14 protein-coding genes are annotated in these 15,737 nt (G+C 66.8%); 7 read left to right on the top strand and 7 right to left on the bottom strand.

The features are described 5' to 3' along the window. Positions 1–407: 407 nt before the first annotated feature. The gene (locus QX041_RS32460; RefSeq protein WP_316167908.1) at positions 408–1,526 is read right to left on the bottom strand and encodes a ring-opening amidohydrolase; all 1,119 of its coding nucleotides are present in this window, start codon (positions 1,524–1,526) and stop codon (positions 408–410) included. A gap of 118 nt (positions 1,527–1,644) precedes the next feature. On the opposite strand from QX041_RS32460, the gene QX041_RS32455 reads away from it, so the two are divergent. The 4 genes from QX041_RS32455 (at position 1,645) to QX041_RS32440 (ending at position 5,521) form a co-directional block, all read left to right on the top strand. Beyond that, complete coding sequence (locus tag QX041_RS32455) at positions 1,645–2,448, top strand: MBL fold metallo-hydrolase (RefSeq protein WP_316167907.1); 804 nt, start codon at positions 1,645–1,647, stop codon at positions 2,446–2,448. A 220-nt stretch (positions 2,449–2,668) separates the two neighbouring features. Then, positions 2,669–4,276 carry a hypothetical protein gene (locus tag QX041_RS32450; protein ID WP_316167906.1) on the top strand — a complete coding sequence of 536 codons (1,608 nt, stop codon included), beginning with the start codon at positions 2,669–2,671 and terminating at the stop codon, positions 4,274–4,276. 120 nt (positions 4,277–4,396) lie between these two features. Beyond that, a complete protein-coding gene (locus tag QX041_RS32445; RefSeq protein ID WP_316167904.1) occupies positions 4,397–4,885 on the top strand; it encodes a DUF427 domain-containing protein in 489 nt (162 codons plus the stop codon). A 153-nt stretch (positions 4,886–5,038) separates the two neighbouring features. Continuing rightward, positions 5,039–5,521, top strand: coding sequence for a hypothetical protein (locus QX041_RS32440; RefSeq protein WP_315716506.1), 483 nt, complete (start codon positions 5,039–5,041; stop codon positions 5,519–5,521). 719 nt (positions 5,522–6,240) lie between these two features. On the opposite strand, the gene QX041_RS32435 is transcribed toward QX041_RS32440, so the two are convergent. From QX041_RS32435 to QX041_RS32415, 5 genes are all read right to left on the bottom strand, one after another. Continuing rightward, complete coding sequence (locus tag QX041_RS32435; RefSeq protein ID WP_315753724.1) at positions 6,241–6,651, bottom strand: hypothetical protein; 411 nt, start codon at positions 6,649–6,651, stop codon at positions 6,241–6,243. Between the two features lie 126 nt (positions 6,652–6,777). Next, a complete protein-coding gene (locus QX041_RS32430) occupies positions 6,778–7,428 on the bottom strand; it encodes an Mpo1-like protein (protein WP_316167903.1) in 651 nt (216 codons plus the stop codon). A gap of 247 nt (positions 7,429–7,675) precedes the next feature. Further along, positions 7,676–7,870 carry a DUF2783 domain-containing protein gene (locus QX041_RS32425; protein WP_315736424.1) on the bottom strand — a complete coding sequence of 65 codons (195 nt, stop codon included), beginning with the start codon at positions 7,868–7,870 and terminating at the stop codon, positions 7,676–7,678. Continuing rightward, on the bottom strand, positions 7,867–9,504 hold the full coding sequence (locus tag QX041_RS32420; RefSeq protein ID WP_316167901.1) for an FAD-dependent oxidoreductase: 1,638 nt from the start codon (positions 9,502–9,504) through the stop codon (positions 7,867–7,869). Before QX041_RS32420 ends, QX041_RS32425 begins: the two co-directional genes overlap by 4 nt. A gap of 51 nt (positions 9,505–9,555) precedes the next feature. Beyond that, on the bottom strand, positions 9,556–10,098 hold the full coding sequence (locus tag QX041_RS32415; RefSeq protein WP_315716514.1) for a VOC family protein: 543 nt from the start codon (positions 10,096–10,098) through the stop codon (positions 9,556–9,558). A 124-nt stretch (positions 10,099–10,222) separates the two neighbouring features. On the opposite strand from QX041_RS32415, the gene QX041_RS32410 reads away from it, so the two are divergent. Together QX041_RS32410 and htpG are read left to right on the top strand one after the other, a co-directional pair. Continuing rightward, positions 10,223–10,741 carry a MarR family transcriptional regulator gene (locus QX041_RS32410; RefSeq protein WP_316167899.1) on the top strand — a complete coding sequence of 173 codons (519 nt, stop codon included), beginning with the start codon at positions 10,223–10,225 and terminating at the stop codon, positions 10,739–10,741. Between the two features lie 68 nt (positions 10,742–10,809). Continuing rightward, positions 10,810–12,681: a molecular chaperone HtpG gene (htpG, locus tag QX041_RS32405; RefSeq protein WP_315753715.1), complete on the top strand. Its 1,872-nt coding sequence runs from the start codon at positions 10,810–10,812 to the stop codon at positions 12,679–12,681. A gap of 26 nt (positions 12,682–12,707) precedes the next feature. On the opposite strand, the gene QX041_RS32400 is transcribed toward htpG, so the two are convergent. Then, positions 12,708–13,694, bottom strand: a complete 987-nt coding sequence (locus QX041_RS32400) for a tripartite tricarboxylate transporter substrate binding protein (RefSeq protein WP_316167898.1) — start codon at positions 13,692–13,694, stop codon at positions 12,708–12,710. A 176-nt stretch (positions 13,695–13,870) separates the two neighbouring features. On the opposite strand from QX041_RS32400, the gene QX041_RS32395 reads away from it, so the two are divergent. Beyond that, positions 13,871–15,676: a long-chain-acyl-CoA synthetase gene (locus QX041_RS32395; protein ID WP_316167896.1), complete on the top strand. Its 1,806-nt coding sequence runs from the start codon at positions 13,871–13,873 to the stop codon at positions 15,674–15,676. Positions 15,677–15,737: the final 61 nt, after the last annotated feature.

Genomic DNA, 15,737 nt, shown 5'->3' with positions numbered 1-15,737 from the left:
AGAATGAGAGTTGTTTGCAGACTGTCGCCCCGTAGCAACAGTTGAAATCTCCTGGTTGAACCGATCTCCGTCATTCAATTGCTGATGAGAGAATTGGTGGTCCTTCACGTCGTCTCGCGAGGTGGATCGTTCGCTTGACGATCACTTCGGTCGATCTTCGGTTCGAGCTGCTCCCCGCCGCGTCGCGAGATGCGGCGGGAATCTGGCGAATCCGTTGCCTGATCGGGGCGCGTGTGCGGCTCGGAACTTCGCCGTGGTGATCAGGTAGAACGCGGCGCCCGGAGCGACCTGGGTGAACGGGACGTTGCCGCGGTGGCAGGTGTCGGAATGGAGCGGTTGGTGAGGTTCCGAGCGTAGACCTTCATGCCGGGGGCCGGCATCTGCAAGCAGCGGTCTCGACCGTGAGATCAGCGGCGCTCGGCGATGATCGCGACCGGCCCGCCGCCGTCGGGACCCTGATGCTCGGCGCCGCCTGAGACGAACAGGTCGGTGAAGCCGAACAGCCCGGCCAGCGCGCCGCCGACGAAGGCGCGGGCATGGCGGGTGGAGGAGACGTCGCTGTCATCCAGCATGGTATGCCGCTGGCCGCGCAGCCGGCCGCTCTGCGCCGCCTCCGCCTTCGCGAGCACCGCGGCGATGCGGCTGCGATCGGCCGCCGCCACCTGGCCCGGCACGTTCAGGCCGAGCCGGGCGAGCGCCTGCCGGGCCGGCTCGATGTCGATGGCATCGCCCATGACGGCATGATCGATCGCGAGCGGCCCGCTCCACGTGGCCGACATGCCGGCCACCATGATCTCGTGGTCGAGCAGCTCGACGCCGCCCGAGGTGGCCGCGCGCCCGCTGTAGCGCGAGACGTCGGCGCAGATCGTCGCGTCGGAGACATCGGCGGCGGCGAGCTCGCCGAGCGCGATCGCGACACCCAGCGCCGAGGCGCCGCGCGAGAAGCCCATCGATTTCAGCGTATCGCGCACGGCGGTGCGCTGTCCCCGGGCCTCGACCGCCTCGATGCGCTCCATCGTCAGCAGCGGACATTTCACCTGCACATAATGGACGTCGGAAGGATCGCTGATGCCGGCGTCGGTCATTGCCGCGCGCACGCCGGCGGCCACGAGCTCGACCTGCGGCATGCGGCCGAGATGCTCGCCCGGCAGCGCCGGCGTGCGCGCGCGCCCCAGCGCCAGCGATGCCGGGAAAGCGCGCGGCGCCGCGGCGTCATCCCCGTCGCGTGCCTCGAACACGATCATGTGCGGCGACAGCGCGCCCTCGGTGCCGCCCGACATCACCATCGCGATCTGCCGCACGGCGTCGGCTGCGAGATAGCGGCCGAGCAGCGTCTCCAGCGAGCGCACGGCGAAGGCGCGGGTGAAGTCGTTGACGCAGCCATTGCCCTCGGTCTTGCCGAGAATGGCGACGATGCCGGCGGGATCGATCGCGCCTTGCGCGATTCCGGTCTCGAGCGCGCCGACATCGTCCGGGCTCCGCATCGGCAGGCGGTGAACGTAGGCGCGGCGCAGCGTGGTCGGCATGTCGAGAACTCCTGTCGGGCGTCCGGCGACACTAGGCAATCACGAAGCCGCGCGCGACGGTGTTCCGGGATGGTCCGCGTGCTATCCTCCGCAATCCCATCTCGACGACCGGTGATCCATGCCTCTCTGGACCTGCTTTCAATGCGGCGCGCAGTTTCCCGATACGAAGGCGCCGCCCGGCCATTGCGTCGTCTGCGAGGACGAGCGGCAATATGTGAATTGGAAGGGACAGAGCTTCCTCAGCCGCGACGACCTTGCTGGCCGGCATCAGGTCATCTGGCGCGAGGATGACGGCCTGACCGGCCTCGCTCTGGACCCGAGCTTTGCGATCGGCCAGCGCGCGCTGCTCGTTCCCGAGCCGGACGGCTGCGTGATGTGGGACTGCATTCCCTTGGCGACCGATGCGGCCATCTCCCGCGTCCGCTCATTGGGCGGCCTGAAGGCCATCGCGGTGTCGCATCCGCACTACTATGGCGCGGTCGCCGATTGGAGCGCCGCGTTCGGCAACGCGCCGGTCTATCTCCATGGCGACGACCGCGCCTTCGTCACCCGGCCGCATCCGGCGATCGTGCCATGGACGGGCGATCGCCTCGCCATCTCGGATGACGTCGTGCTGCTGCGGACCGGCGGGCATTTTGCCGGCGCCACCATCCTGCATTGGCGCAAAGGTGCCGGTGGCAAGGGCGCGCTGTTGACCGGCGACATCGCGATGGTGGCGATGGATCGCCGCCACGTCAGCTTCATGTATTCCTATCCAAACTACATCCCGCTCGGCGCGGCCGCCGTGCGCCGCATCGCCGATGCGGTCGCGCCGCTCGCCTTCGATCGCATCTACGGCGCCTGGTGGCAGAAGAACATCGCCGACGATGCGAAGGCGGCGTTCGATCGCTCGGTGCAGCGTTATCTTCAGGCGATCGCTTGAGCCGCCGGCTTTGCGGAATCCCCGTAAAGTAACGGGGCATTAGGCACAACCAGAAGGTTGTTTCACGACATCTTGCAGTCTTTGGTCGGATGGTATCGAAGTATCCCGGGCGGAATGGGGTACCTCAATGCATTTGCCATCGTGCTCGTCGGCGACTGGCGCCATCGTGCCGGCCGGGCTCCTCGTGCATTCAGACGTTCGATCAGCTCCCCATCATCCGGTGTCCGCCTCCAGCGCCGGCGACCTGTCCTGGTGCTGGATTCTGTTGGCGCTGGTGCTCGCCATCGTGCTCGCGGTGCCGTTCCTGCTGGTCGATGTCCCGCCGGTGCTCGACTATCCCAACCACCTCGCGCGGCTGTTCGTCCTGGCGCATCCCGACGATCCCGTGCTGTCGCAGATATACGCGCCGAACTGGCGCATCCTGCCCAATCTCGGCATGGACGTGATCGGCGTCGCGCTGCTGCGCGTCACCGACGTTCATGTCGGCGGCCGCATCCTGCTCGCGCTCAGCCTGTTCGCGCCGCTCGTCGGCGTCATCACCTATCACCGCGCCGTGTTCGGCCGGCTGTCGTTGTGGCCGCTGGCGGCCGGCATCGTCGCCTATGACGGCGTCTTCCTGCTCGGCTTCATGAATTTCCAGCTCTCGCTCGGCCTGGCCCTCGGCGGCGCCGCGGGCTGGGTGGCGCTGCGCCGTCGGGGCGGCTGGCTGCCCGCGATCGCCTGGGGCGCCATCGCCGCGGCGGCCGCCTTCCTCTGCCACATCTTCGGCCTGCTGTTCTTCGCGGTCCTGATCGGCGCCGGAGAGGCCGATCGGCTGTGGCGGCTGCGCCGGTCGCCGGTCCTGGCGCGGGAGTTCGCTGTCGCTGCCTGTGCGCTCGGAGTCACGCTCAGCCCGGCCGTGCTGCTCTATGGGCTCTGTCCGCTGGGCGAGGGTGGATTGCAACTCGGCGACTGGGACGGACCGCCGAAGCTGTGGCGCATCATGACGCCGTTTCTGACCACCAGCGCCGAGCTGACGATCATCACGACCGTCGTGGTGATGTCTGTGTTGGTCCTCGTCCGGCGCCAGCTCGTCGTCGCGCCGGGCGTTCCGCTGGCGCTGGCGGCGCTGTTCGCTGCCTTCGTCGCCGCGCCGTGGACGGCGCTGGGAGGAACGTTGATCGACATGCGCTTTGCCGCGATGTGCGGCCTGCTGCTGTTCGCCGGCTTGCAGCCGGTCGTGTCCGGCAGGAAGGCGGTGCTCGTCGGCATCGTCCTCTCGGGGCTGATGTTGATTCGGACCGCGGATATCGCATCGGCATGGATCGATCACAGGGTCGACCTCGCCGAACTGCGCGCGGCGATCGCGCATGTGCAGCCTGGCGCGCGCGTCATCGCCGCGCATGGCCACGAGCAGCCCGTCTCCAGCCGGCGCGAGCGGATCCTGCCCGGATTCCGCTACGTCGATTCCCACATGGCGGCGCTGCTCGTGATCGAGCGGCGGGCGTTCTGGCCGCTGATGTTCGCCCATCCGAACCAGCAGCCCATCACGGTCCGTCCCTCTTTCGCTCGTCTTGCGCAGCCGCTGGCCGAGCCCGCCGCGTGGCGCTGGCTGCAACCTGACACGCCGCCCGCCGACGTGTTGCCGCTCGCGCGCTATCTGGCCGGCTGGCGGTCGAATTTCGATGCTGTCCTGTTGCTCGACCCGCCAGTCCCTGAGCAGCCGGTCGCCGGACTCACGCCGCTCTATCTCGGCAGCTACATCCAACTGTTCCGCATCGGGCAGGGCACCGGCACCACCGCTGTGCAGGAGCCTCAGCCCGCTCCGCCGGCGGCCTCACCTTCGTGAAGCCGGAACGACGGCCGCCGCTCCCCATCCGTCTCCGGTGATCCCTTCTCTCCGTTCGGCCGTTGCCTTGCGCTGGCCGGTCGCTAGGCGCGGTCGGTGGCGCCACAACGGAGAAGCGACATGCAACGCATCGTGCCGGGGCCGGGCCAGGAATCGGTGTGGGACTATCCGCGGCCGCCGCGGCTGGAGCGCTGCATGGCGCGGCTGCGCGTCGCATTTGCCGGCGTCACCATCGCCGACACGCAGGATGGCCATCGCGTGCTCGAGACCAGCCATCCTCCGGTCTACTACATCCCGCCGCAGCATGTCGCGATGCAGTGGCTGCGGCGCGCGCCCGGCCGGTCGTTCTGCGAGTTCAAGGGCGTCGCCGGCTACTGGACGCTGGAGGTCGGCGGCCGCGTCTCCGAGCAGGCCGCCTGGAGCTACGAGCAGCCGACGGCGCCATTCGCGCCGATCGCGGGCCATCTGGCGTTCTATGCCTCGCGGGTCGAGGCCTGCTTCGTCGGCGACGAGCGCGTTGCCGCGCAACAGGGCGATTTCTACGGCGGCTGGATCACCTCTCGTGTCGTCGGACCGTTCAAGGGCGGGCCGGGTACGCGGCACTGGTAGACAGGCATCCGTCCGGATGCATGATCCGGTCGCCGATCCTGATCGTATGGATGAATGGTGACGGCAGCCTGCGCATGCAGCGCGGCCTGACTTGGCTGGGGCCGCAATCCCCGCCGCATCAGATCTCATCTTCACGACGCCGGGGGGAATGCCATGCGACGGTTGATGAAGTTCCTGCACACGATGGGCGCGATCGGCATGATGGGCGCGATGGCCTGCCTCGTCGTGCTGCTCGGCCTCATCCCGCAGCCGTCGGTGTCGCTGGCGCACTATGCCGAGATGCGCGCGGCGATGGGCGCCATCGTGCGCTACGTGTTCTTCCCCTCGCTCGGCCTGACCCTGGTCGCCGGCCTGCTTGCCATCGCCGTCAACCGCGCACTGCACAGTGCCGGCTGGGCGCTCGCCAAGCTCGCTTCCGGCATCCTCGTCTTCGAATGGGGCTTTGCCGCCGTGCAGGGACCGATGCAGGAGGCCGCCGAGGAGGCCGCGCGCGCCGTCGCCGGCCAGATCGATCCGGCGACGCTTGCGCCCAACTTCGGCACCGAGCAGGGCGCCATCTGGGTCATGCTCGGCGTCGCCACCGTCAACGTCATCCTCGGCGTCTGGCGGCCGAGGTTTACCAACCTGCCTGATTGATTGAAGCAGGCATTCATCGGCGTTCTGCATTGAAGCGTGTCAGCATTTTCCATCGACACCACCGCTCTCTCCTTTCCCCTCCCCGCAAGGGGGAGGGGAGCGCACCGCCGCCGCCCCGTGATCTGCGGATTTTGCGAAATTGCTCTTGCTATTTTTCCGAAATCATGTTTTTCTCTCCCCATCCCGCCTCGTGCAGAGGGACGTACGCGTCGTCACGAACGTGGAGGTGGGCTGCGATGGACGTGACGGCTGCGCCAGACGAGCGCAGTCCGGCGCGGACGGCGAAGTCGTGTGGTCCTGGCCTCTCGACGCTGAGGTCAAGTTCGCTTTCGATGCTGTGACGGCTCGGGGCGGGCGATGGGGGCAAGAACGCCGATCCCCAGGGAGAGCACGAAGGACACCGTTAAAACCGATCGCGCGGGGGAGGCCGGTTGTCAGGCCCGACCTGTGGTGACTGCCGCCTGCTTTCTTGTTGCAGGCGGGCCATGGGCCGCGGTCAGCACCCGGCCTTCCCCGCGCCCTCTCGTTGTCGAGAGGGACGACTGCCGCATCACTCGGGCACCGATCGTGCCGCGGGATCGCGAACACGCATGCAAGATCACATGTTCAGGATGGCATCAGGGGGCGGGCCCGCAGCCTCCGACGACGCGCATTGTCTTCAGCTGGCCATGCCCGACGCCAGCGCCGCCGCGGCGCTGACGCCGGCCATGTCGACGTTTTCAGAGCTGCGTCGCCCGCAGCTCGATCGTGAGCGGTACGGTCGTGCGCTTGGCGGCCGGATCGGCCGGCATCTGCAGCACGCGGGCGCGCTGGCCGGTGGCGAGGTCGGTGACCTTGACGATTCGGCCATTGGAGAATTCGAGCGCATCGTGATGTTCGGTCGGCTTGTTGGTGTCGACTTGGCGGAAGCGGGCGAGATGGGCGCCGACCTTGCGCCGGAAGAAGAAGCCCTTGATGCGGACATCGTCTTCGAAGGCGAGCTCCGTGCCCGGCCGCAGGCAGACGGCGGTCAACGGGTCGTCCTTGGTGCAGAAGCCGCGGGTCTCCGTGCCGGGAAATCGACAGGAGACCAGCACGTCGGCAGTTTTGGCATCGCGGGAAGCAACAGTATGGAGGCTGTAGTCACACATGGGGAGCTCCTGAAGGCCGCCAGCACTGAGGCCGCAACGGCGTAGCAGGAGAGTTGTTCCATGTTGTTGCAGCCCGTCTGTTCGAGGACTCCCGCCGCGGGACCGGCCGGCGGCGGGAACTCGCGATCAGGTGAGATGCGCAGCTTCTTCGGCCTCGTCCTCGGCGGCGCCCCAATGCGAGGCGTCCTTGATGGTCGGATCGATCAGCTCGCCGCGCAGCAGCGCCAGCGGCGACTTCCAATACAGCGCGATGTTGTGGAACGGGTCGGTCAGCACCTTGAAGGCCCAGATCAGGCCCGTCGAGACATCCTGCATTGCAAACAGCTGGATGACGCGAAACAGGCCGCCGCCGATGCCGACCGCGAGCCAGAGCAGGCCGACGTTGCGGACGAAGTCCATCCGGCCGGTCGGCTCGGCGAACAGGCCGAACAGCGTCGGAAACGCGAACAGCGCCACCGGCACCAGGCCCCACACCGTCAGCAGCACGATCTTGCGGGTCTGATTGTAGCCGACCTTGACCGCCTCCTTGTAGTCGTTGCTGACGCCGTTGACGTGGTCATAGCCGTTCGGTTCGAAGAAGAAGTGCCCGGTCTGCCGCGTCAGCATCGCGAGCCAGCCGACCAGGCCGGCCATCGCCGGATCCTTGAACAGCAGCGCATAGCACAGGAGGAAGATCACGGCGCTGACCAGGTGCAGCGTCTGATTGATCCGGCTCTGATGATAGTAGCGATAGTCGTCGAAGCGCTGCGTCTGCAGCGTCTTGTAGTAGCGCGACATGCGAATCCCCGTGCCGTTGTGGAACGAGGCGAAGACGTAGAGGGCCTCGGTGAAGGTGGCGTGACATTATGATGTTGTCACAATGAAACCGACCGGGATCGGATCGGGAGCCGCAATGTGCGCAAGCGAGCGGACTCTGCGCCGGCGCACGACTCGCCGGCTGGTCTCTCTGTCTGCCGCAAAATGCGGAGAAACGGCTTTGATCCGGATCAAAGCCGGCTGCCGATGTGACGTGTTGCGGCCTGCGTCAGCCGGCGGGCGACCTTGCCAGCCGGATCGCCTCGCTCAGGATCGCCCGGTCACCGATATGGTTGGCGAGCAGCAGCACCAGCCTGGCGTTCATGCGCAGCGCCTCGTCCTCGCTGAGGTCGCGCTGGCCGCCGATCAGCTCGGCATAGAAGTCGTCGGGATCGCTGATGTTCGGGGTGAGGGTCAGGCTCATGCCGCAAGCTCCTGCTGGACCGCGCCGCGCCTGCCGCAGGCGCGCCGGACCGCGTCCGTGATCGCGTCCCCGTCGAACTGCGGCCAGCGGGCGGTGACATATTGATCGGGACGGAACAGATAGGTCGTGCCGGGCGAGGCGCCGTATCGTGCCGCGAGCAGGCCCGTGGCATCGGCGATGTCGCGACCGACGACGATCACCCGCGCCGTGATGCCGTCGATGGTGAGCTGCTCGGCCGTCACGGCGGGGTCGAACGTGACCACGGTGAAGCTGGAGCCGAGACAGTTCAGCAACCAGCCGGGCTCGCCCGCGATCGTCACCGGTGCATCGGCGGCATTGGTGCCAGGCGTCATCGCGCCGGGGACGTTGCCGCCGTCAGGCGTATTCAACGACGACGCGACATAGGGCGTCGGCGTCGACAGCCGGCCGCTGTTGACCAGCGGCCGCGCAAAGCTGTGGTTCTGTGCGAGGTCGAGCACGGCGTCGCGGTAAAGGCGACTGGCCTGCGTCTTCGGCGTGATGAAGTCGGTCGCGCGCGTCGAGTTCAGGATGTTGTCGTCGGCGGCAAAGGCGCGCTCCTCGTGATAGCTGTCGATCAGGCTCTCCGGCGCCTCGCCGCGCAGCACCATTGCCAGCTTCCAGGCGAGGTTGTCGATGTCCTGCACGCCGGTGTTGGCGCCGCGGGCGCCGAACGGCGACACCTGGTGCGCCGCGTCGCCCGCGAAGAGGACGCGGCCGTGACGGAAATTGTCGATCCGGCGGCAGGCGAACTGATAGATCGACACCCATTCGAGCTCAAATTCGGTGCTCTCGCCGAGCATGGCCCGGATGCGTGGGATCACGCGCTCGGGCTTCTTCTCCTCGTCCGGATTGGCGTCCCAGCCGAGCTGGAAGTCGATGCGCCAGATGTTGTCGGACTGGCGATGCAGCAGCACCGACTGTCCCGGATGAAACGGCGGATCGAACCAGAACCAGCGCTCGGTCGGATACTCCGCCTTCATCCTGACGTCGGCGATCAGGAAGCGGTCCTGAAAGAACTGACCCGTGAACTCGGCGCCGACCATGCGCCGCGTATCGGAATTGGCGCCGTCGCAGGCGATCACCCACTGCGCCTCCATGGTGAAGATGCCGTCCGGCGTCTCCACCGCGAGCTGCGCGAAGTCGTCGGTCTGCTTGAGGCTGACGAGCCGATGCTTCCAGCGCAGATCGATCAGCGGAGTCCTGTTGCAGGCATCGACCAGAATCTCCTCGAGATAGTATTGTTGCAGGTTGATCATTGCCGGCCAGCGATGGTCGGGCTCGGGCAGCAAATCGAATTGATAAGAGAGCTGGTCGCGGAAGAACACCTTGCCGATGTTCCAGCTCACGCCCTTTTCCACCATCGGCGCGGCGCAGCCGAGCCGATCCCAGATCTCGAGCGGGCGCTTGGCGTAGCACACGGCGCGGGAGCCGATGCTGACGGTATCGTTGTCGTCGAGCACGACCACGGGCTGGCCGCGGGCGGCGAGATCGAGCGCCGCTGTCAGGCCGATCGGCCCGGCGCCGATCACGACGATCGGATGGCGGCGGGTCTCGCCGCTGCGCTGCTCCGCCGAGCAGACATAGGGAAATCGCGGATAGACATAGTTGCTCATGGCTGCCTCGCCTGGCGCGTTGCGGTCGGGACTGTCGGGACGAGCAATCGCTCAGTCGCTGCCTGCGAATTCCTTCTCGTGCATCCAGGCGGTGTGCCGCGGCGGCTTCTTGGTGGTCGCCCATTCGTCGACCATGGCGTGGGCGACCGACTTCATCCGCGCGATCTGCTCGGGCGTTGCAGTCCAGGCCGCGATCTCCAGCCGATGGCCGCTCGGATCATGGAAATAGATCGACTTGAAGATGGTGTGGTCGGTGATCCCGACGACGTCGAGGCCGGCGGCCTCGGCGCGCGCCTTGGCTTCTTCCAGCTCCTCCATGTCCTTGACCTGGAAGGCGATGTGCTGGGTCCATTCCGGGGTGTTCGGATCGCGCCCCATCGGCGGCGAGTTCGGCAGCTCGAAGAAGGCGAGGATGTTGCCGTTTCCCGCATCCAGGAAGATGTGCATGTACGGATCGGGCGCCTTGGTCGAGGGCACCTTGTCCTCGGCGATGGCGCCGAGCAGGTCCATGTTGAGGACCTTCTTGTAGAACTCGACCGTGGCCTTGGCGTCGACGCAGCGATAGGCGACGTGATGGATCTTCTCGATCTGCATGATTGTCCTCCCGTTGTTGCCAGGATAGTAACGAATGATACGATTGTGCGGCATTGATCCAGATCAACCCGACCGGGATCGGATCGAGGTCGCCAGGGGCTGGAAGGACGAGGACCGAGACGCAATGACGAAGCCGGCCACCGACATGCGCGACCGCAAGCAGGGCGAGGCGGCCACGGAGCGCGAGCTCCGATTGCAGCGCTATTTTCCCTACCGGCTGGCCCGGCTCGCCGAACAGGTGTCGCTGGCGGTGGCGGAGGTCTATGCCGACCGCTTCGCGCTGTCGCGCCAGGAATGGCGGATCCTCGCGGCGCTCGGCGAGCAGCCGCGGCTGCCGACCAAGGAGATCGGCCGGCTGACGACGCTCGACAAGATGAACGTCAGCCGCGCCATGCAGAGCCTGGAGGCACGCGGGATCGTCAGCCGCAGCCGCGATCCCGAGGACGGCCGCGAGCGGATCGTGGCGCTGACGGCCGCCGGGCGGGCGCTGTACCGCAGGATCGTGCCCCATGCGCTGGCGCGCGAGGCCGAGCTGCTGAGCGTGCTTTCGGCCGCCGAGATCGCGACCCTCGACACGGTCATCGACAAACTGCTCGCGGCCGCCGAACGATCGCTCGATGATCCTCCCGGCCGAAAGGCTTGATCGGTGCCGCCGCCGCGCTATATCGACGGTCTCTCTCCACCCCTGATAGCATGGGCCAACGTACGACGATGACCGACACCGCCACCGTTAGCCATTCCTTCCAGGCCGAAGTCTCCGAGCTGCTCCATCTGATGGTGCATTCGGTCTACTCCGAGACCGACATTTTCCTGCGCGAGCTGATTTCGAACGCCTCGGACGCCTGTGACAAGCTGCGTTACGAGGCGATCGCCAGACCCGATCTGATCGGCGACGGCGAGGCGCCGCAGATCCGCATCATCCCGAACAAGGCCGCTGATACGCTGACCATCGCCGACAGCGGCATCGGCATGGAGCGCCAGGAACTGATCGACCATCTCGGCACCATCGCCCGCTCCGGCACCAAGGCGTTCGTGCAGAAGCTGGCCGAGGCCAAGGACGGCACCGGCCTGATCGGCCAGTTCGGCGTCGGCTTCTACTCGGCCTTCATGGTCGCCGACCGCATCGTCGTGATCAGCCGGCGCGCCGGCGGCAGCGAGGTCTGGACCTGGACCTCGTCGGGCGGCGCGGGCTTCGAGGTGGCGCCCGCGTCCGAGGAGGATGCCAAGCGGGTGACGCGCGGCACCGAGATCGTGCTGCACCTCAAGGACGACGCCAAGAAATATCTCGAAACCTATGAGATCGAGCGCATTGTCACCGCCTATTCCGACAACATCCAGTTTCCGATCATGCTGGTGCCGGAGGAGGGCGAGCCGCGCCAGATCAACTCCGCCAGCGCGCTGTGGCAGCGCTCGAAGTCCGAGCTGACGTCCGACGACTACAGCAAGGCCTACAAGTCGATTGCGCACGCGTTCGACGAGCCGGCGATGACGCTGCACTACCGGGCCGAGGGCCGCTATTCCTACGCGGTGCTGCTGTTCGCGCCGTCGACCAAGCCGTTCGACCTGTTCGAGCCGGCGCGCAAGGGCAAGGTCAAGCTCTATGTCCGCCGCGTCTTCATCACCGATGACGCCGACCTGATGCCGGCCTATCTGCGCTTCATCCGCGGCGTGATCGACAGCGAGGACCTGCCGCTCAATTTGTCGCGCGAGATGCTGCAGAACAATCCGCAGCTGGCGCAGATCCGCAAGGCCGTGACCACGCGCGTGATCGGCGAGCTGGAGCAGCTCGCCGACAAGGATGCCGAAAACTTCGACAAGATCTGGGATTCGTTCGGCGCCGTGATCAAGGAAGGCCTGTACGAGGATTTCGAGCGCCGCGACAAGCTGCTGGCGCTGTCGCGCTTCACCACGACATCGGGCGAGCGGCGCTCGCTGAAGCAATATGTCGAAGGTCTCAAGGAGAACCAGACCGAGATCTATTTCCTGGTTGGTGACAGCATCGAGCGGCTGAAGTCCAATCCGCGGCTCGAAGCCGCCAAGGCGCGCGGCGTCGAGGTGCTGCTGCTCACCGATCCGGTCGATGCGTTTTGGACCTCGGCACGGCTGGAGTTCGACGGCAAGCCGCTGAAGTCGCTGAGCCAGGGCGACATCAACTTCGATCCGATCCCGGTGACCGAGCCGAAGCCCGAGGACGAGGCACAGCCGGCGGCCGACGAGGCCAATACGATCGCGCTGATCAAGGCAAGTCTCGGCGACCACGTCACCGACGTGAAGGTCTCGACCCGGCTTACCACCAGCGCGTCGTGCCTGGTGGCCGGCAGCCATGGTCCGGATCGCGAGTTGGAGCGCATCCTGTCGCAGCAGGCGCGCGGGGCGCGCACCAAGCCGATCCTCGAGATCAATCTGCGCCATCCGCTGGTCGTCGCCGTCGCCAAGGCCGCCGCCGACAAGGCCAAGGTCGACGATCTGTCGTTCCTGCTGCTCGAGCAGGCGCAGATCCTCGACGGCGAACTGCCGGAGGATCCGGCCGCCTTCGCGGCCCGTCTCAACCGGCTGGTGCTGCAGGGCGTCGCGGGGGCCTGAGGCAGGCGGGTCGCCGGGCGCGGAGGTCAGTTCTTCGCGCTCACCTGCGGGACCAGCTTGCGCCAGTGCATGATCTCGGCGCGGTAGGTCGCGGCATAGACGCCGACGTCGCCGGTGAGCGGCGTGGCGCCGACCTCCGCGAACTGCCTGTTGATGTCGGGATCGGCCAGCGCGGCGTTGATCTCGCGGTTGAGCAGCTCGACGATGGCTTTCGGCGTGCCGTGCGGCACCGCGACGCCATAGAAGCCGGAGGTTTCGAACGCCGGCAGCACGTCGGCGACCGGCGGCAGATCGGGGAAGGCGGCGGTATGCTCGCGCGTCGTGACGGCCAGCGCCCGGACCTTGCCGCTGCGCAGGAGGTCGGCGGCGGAAGCGGCGTTGTCGAACATCGCGTGGATATGGCCGGAGGCGAGGTCGGTCAGGGCCGGCCCCGAGCCACGATAATGCACGACGGACCAGGTGATGCCGCCGAGCGTCCGGAACAGCTCGGCCGACAGCAGCTGGACGGTGCCAGGACCGGCGGAGCCGACGCTGAGCTTGCCCGGGTTGGCCTTGGCATAGGCCAGGAATTCGGGCAGCGTCTCGACCGGCAGCTGCCGGCTGACCAGCAGCAGCAGCGGCATGCGCGCCATGCCGGCGACGGGGATGAGATCGCCCTCGGCGCCGGGCGAGCCGTCGGTCGAGGCCGTAATGACGTTGGCGGTCGAGGTCGCAAGGATCGTGTAGCCGTCCGGCGCGGCGCTCGCGACGCTCTTGGTGGCGGTCGCGCCGCCCGCACCCGGCCGGTGATCGAGCACGAAGGGCTGGCCCAGTCGGCGGGTCAGCCGGTCGCAGATCAGGAGCGACAGCCGGCCGGTGGCTCCGCCCGGGGCAAACGGAATGACCCAGGTGACGGGCTGAGCCGGATAGGGCGCATCAACTCCGGCGAACGCCGTGGTCGAAGTCATGGCTGCAACGCTGCTCCAGGCGGCGCAGCGCAGCAATGCGCGTCGTGTCATCGTGTCCTTGGGCATGCCGGCCTTCGCGTTGGCATGTTCTGGGAGCGGTAGGATAACCGGCATTTCCGAGAACTTCGTAAAGGATCGCATTCGCATCAACAGCGACGCACTCTCGGCCGGTTAACCCTCCCGCTTAACGGCCGGTCAGGCCACCCGGCCTATAAGCACGCCGAATTGGGGTGAGGGCGTTCATGAACTCCGGGCAGTCGGATCGATCTGTGGAACTCAGCACGGCCCCTCGGAAGCCGTCGGCGGCGAAGATCTGGCTGAAGGCGATCGAGCTGACCTCGCGCATCGAGGCAGAGCCGGCGCGGCTGTTCGCCGACGTGGTGGACGACTGGGCCGCGAAGCAGCCCGAACGGCCGGCGCTGGTCTCCGATCGCGAGACGCTGAGCTATTCCGCCCTGTCCGGGCGCATCAACCGATACGCCCGCTGGGCGCTGGCCAACGGCATCGGGCCTGGCCACACGATCGCTTTGATGATGCCGAGCCGGCCCGACTACCTGGCCGCCTGGCTTGGGATCAGTCGCGTCGGCGGTGTGGTTGCGCTCATCAATGCCAATCTCATCGGACCGTCGCTTGCGCATTGCATCAATGTGGCTCGGCCAGTCCATGTGATCGTCTCCAAGGACTTCCATGAAGCCTATACGGAGGTTGCGCCGTTGATCGCGGGCGGGCCGCGTGTCTGGGTTGCCGACGGCGGCGATCTCGACGTCGCGATCGCCGCGATGGATACGCAGGCGCTCGACGCAACCGAGCGCCGCGCCGTGACGATCAACGACCGCGCGCTGCTGATCTACACCTCCGGCACGACGGGCCTGCCCAAGGCCGCCAGTATCAGCCATCGCCGCATCATGAACTGGGGCGGCTGGTTTGCCGGCCTCACCGGCGCAGGTCCCGACGATCGCCTCTATGACTGTCTGCCGGTCTATCATTCCGTCGGCGGCATCGTCGCGCCCTGTAGCATGCTGCGCGCCGGCGGTGCGGCGGTGCTCGCGGAGAAATTCTCGGCGAGCAATTTCTGGCGCGACATCGTCCGTCACGATTGCACGCTGGTGCAATATATCGGCGAGCTCTGCCGCTATCTGCTGGCCGCCGCGCCATGCGATTTCGACCGCGCCCATCGGCTGCGGCTCGCCTGCGGCAACGGAATGCGCGGCGACGTCTGGGAGGCGTTCCAGGCGCGCTTCGCCATCCCCCAGGTGCTGGAATTCTATGCCGCGACCGAAGGCAACTTCTCACTCTACAATGTCGAGGGCAGGGTGGGATCGATCGGGCGCGTGCCGTCGCTGCTTGCGCATCGCTTTCCCGCCGAAATCATCAAGCTGGATGCCGACCAGCGCGCACCCTTGCGCGGACCCGACGGGCGGTGCCTGGTCTGCGCGCGCGGCGAGATCGGCGAGGCCATTGGCCGCATCGGTACGGCGGACCAGGGAGGCGGCCGCTTCGAAGGCTATACCGATACGGGCGAGACCGAGAAGAAGATCCTGCGCGACGTCTTCGCCAAGGGCGATGCCTGGTTCCGCACCGGTGACCTGATGCGCCAGGACGACCAGGGCTTCTTCTATTTCGTCGATCGTCTCGGCGACACCTTCCGCTGGAAGGGCGAGAACGTCGCGACCAGCGAGGTGAACGAGGCGATCCTGCAATGTCCCGGCGTGTTGGAAGCATCGACCTATGGTGTCGTCGTGCCCGGCAGGGACGGACGCGCCGGCATGGCTGCGCTCGTCGTCGGCGACAGCTTCGATCTCGGTCGCCTCTCTCTAGAACTTGCCCGCCGATTGCCGCCCTATGCGCGGCCGGTGGCGCTCCGCATCACGTCGTCGCTGCAGTCGACCGAAACATTCAAGCAGAAGAAGCAGGCGCTGATGCGCGACGGCTTCGATCCGTCGATCGTGCATGAGCCGCTCTACGTGCGCGACGCCGGGACGGGTGCCTATTGCCTGCTCGATCGGGATCTCCATGCGCGGATCCTCGCCGGCGAGGTTCGTTTGTAGATGATTTTAATCATAGGCCATGATGGGTATTTACCAACGGTCCCGAAAGATGGCTGGCAAG

The organism is Bradyrhizobium sp. SZCCHNRI2009 (genome assembly GCF_032485115.1).
Classification (GTDB): Bacteria; Pseudomonadota; Alphaproteobacteria; order Rhizobiales; family Xanthobacteraceae; genus Bradyrhizobium.
This window is presented reverse-complemented; position numbering and strand designations above follow the sequence as displayed.

What these genes read in the sequence shown, in the direction of transcription:
- QX041_RS32460 (WP_316167908.1), bottom strand. Translation starts at nt 1,526, where the DNA reads ATGCCGACCACGCTGCGCCGCGCCTACGTTCACCGCCTGCCGATGCGG.
- QX041_RS32455 (WP_316167907.1), top strand. Translation starts at nt 1,645, where the DNA reads ATGCCTCTCTGGACCTGCTTTCAATGCGGCGCGCAGTTTCCCGATACG.
- QX041_RS32445 (WP_316167904.1), top strand. Translation starts at nt 4,397, where the DNA reads ATGCAACGCATCGTGCCGGGGCCGGGCCAGGAATCGGTGTGGGACTAT.
- QX041_RS32440 (WP_315716506.1), top strand. Translation starts at nt 5,039, where the DNA reads ATGCGACGGTTGATGAAGTTCCTGCACACGATGGGCGCGATCGGCATG.
- QX041_RS32435 (WP_315753724.1), bottom strand. Translation starts at nt 6,651, where the DNA reads ATGTGTGACTACAGCCTCCATACTGTTGCTTCCCGCGATGCCAAAACT.
- QX041_RS32430 (WP_316167903.1), bottom strand. Translation starts at nt 7,428, where the DNA reads ATGTCGCGCTACTACAAGACGCTGCAGACGCAGCGCTTCGACGACTAT.
- QX041_RS32425 (WP_315736424.1), bottom strand. Translation starts at nt 7,870, where the DNA reads ATGAGCCTGACCCTCACCCCGAACATCAGCGATCCCGACGACTTCTAT.
- QX041_RS32420 (WP_316167901.1), bottom strand. Translation starts at nt 9,504, where the DNA reads ATGAGCAACTATGTCTATCCGCGATTTCCCTATGTCTGCTCGGCGGAG.
- QX041_RS32415 (WP_315716514.1), bottom strand. Translation starts at nt 10,098, where the DNA reads ATGCAGATCGAGAAGATCCATCACGTCGCCTATCGCTGCGTCGACGCC.
- QX041_RS32410 (WP_316167899.1), top strand. Translation starts at nt 10,223, where the DNA reads ATGACGAAGCCGGCCACCGACATGCGCGACCGCAAGCAGGGCGAGGCG.
- htpG (WP_315753715.1), top strand. Translation starts at nt 10,810, where the DNA reads ATGACCGACACCGCCACCGTTAGCCATTCCTTCCAGGCCGAAGTCTCC.
- QX041_RS32400 (WP_316167898.1), bottom strand. Translation starts at nt 13,694, where the DNA reads ATGCCCAAGGACACGATGACACGACGCGCATTGCTGCGCTGCGCCGCC.
- QX041_RS32395 (WP_316167896.1), top strand. Translation starts at nt 13,871, where the DNA reads ATGAACTCCGGGCAGTCGGATCGATCTGTGGAACTCAGCACGGCCCCT.